Annotated in this window: 1 protein-coding gene; it reads left to right on the top strand. The window is 62.2% G+C overall.

The features are described from left to right. Positions 1-21 precede the first annotated feature (21 nt). On the top strand, positions 22-1642 hold a 1621-nt coding region (locus tag ACN0IC_RS15345), incomplete at its 3' end, for a hypothetical protein (RefSeq protein ID WP_416879624.1).

Below are 1642 nucleotides of genomic sequence, written 5' to 3'. Positions count from 1 at the left end.
CCAACCTTCCGAAGAGACTGGGTGGAGACGGTCGCGCCCTACTACCCACAGCCTCTGCAACTGCGAGAGCTGAAGAAGTGCCTGCCGAGCATCCTCGAGCCGGACGTGAAGAACATGAAGACTCTGGCCGAGGTCTGGGCCTTCCTGGACGAGGAGTACGGCAAGCCGATGGAGGCCGTGGCCGAGATCATCAGCGAGCTCGAGCTGCACAAGCCCAGCAAGAACGCGCACACGGAGCCCGACATCTTCCTCGAGTTTCACCGCGCCTGGCGCAAGGCCGAGAACGACCTGATCGAGCTCGGGAAGCTCAACGTGCTGGACCACGAGCCCACAATCTCCAAGATGGTCAAGAAGCTGCCCTCTCGCGACTCCAGGAAGCGCTACGTGCAGTCCTCGGGAGCTGCCGGCAACGCAATCCACGGCGCCTACCGCAACTTCGTCACCTTCATGGACGAGGAGAGAACCATGCAGCGTCGCATCTCGAGGATCGAGGGCGACACGTTGGCTGAGGACCTCATCGACTCCAAGAAGTCCGAGGGGAACAAGTCCGACTCAGGTTCCAGGAAGTCTGCCTGCTACAACTGCGGGGACAGGTCCCACAGGTTCGCCGACTGTCCCAAGCCCAAGAAACCCGAGAGGAAGACGCACCACACCAGCAGCGGGCAGCCGGGGAAGTCCGCCTGTCCCATCTGCAAGGAGGAACACACCTTCTGGACCAAGACCGGCCCAAAACCTGCTACGCGGCTCCAGCGCTGTCCCAGCTTCCAGCGGATGACGCCTACTGAGCGCGCAGTGGCTCTGGAGAAGCTCCAGGGCTGCGCCATGTGTCTGGACGGGACCGGCAACCATCGACGCGACACCTGCAGAGTCCAGCCCGGGGGGAAGCCTCCGGAGACCTGCCAGGAGCAAGCCAACGGGAGGGCCTGCGGGGTCTGGCATCACCCCATGCTCCACGGGACCCAGATCCGCTACTGCAACGCTGTCTCAGCCGCCATCAAGAAGCCTACTGCTAGGCCGGTGCACCACGGGGAGGAGAACATCGCCCACACGCTCCTGCAGATGCAGTTCGTGACCGTGGAGGGCGCGCCTCGCCCAGCCGCAACCTTCTGGGACAACGGGTCAAACATCAACATGATCCGCGGGGAATACGCAAAGCTGCTGAAGGTCAAGGGCAGGCCGGTAACGATCCAGCTAACCACCACCGGCGGCACCACCAAGCCCTGGAAAACCTTCGAGTACACCATCGGCCTTGTGGACCGCAAGGGCACCATCCACAAGGTGGTGGCCACGGAGATGGAGCAGATCACCGCCGAGCAACCCGAGGTGGATATCTCTGCTGTCTCCGACATCTTTCCGGAGCTGGATCCGACTCTGGTCCAGCGTCCCAAGGGACACGTTGACCTCCTTCTGGGAATCCATGTGGGCAGTCTCCACCCAACCATCTCGCCTTCGGATGTCTCCGGAGAACTACTCCTCTGCAAGTCTCAGTTCGGGACAGGACTCCTGCTGGACGGGAGTGATCCGAGAATCAAGGTCCGCGACAGCATCAACGTCCACCACATCCTCTCCGCGTACCAGTGGCTGAGGGACCAGCAAGTGGGACTGATCCAAGCCGGCTCACAGTTCTGCCAGCACTCGAGTC

The organism is Litorimonas sp., from assembly GCA_029936425.1.
Lineage (GTDB): Bacteria > Pseudomonadota > Alphaproteobacteria > Caulobacterales > Maricaulaceae > Litorimonas.
The sequence above is the reverse complement of the archived record's forward strand: the minus strand, read 5'-3'. Positions and strand labels throughout refer to the sequence as shown.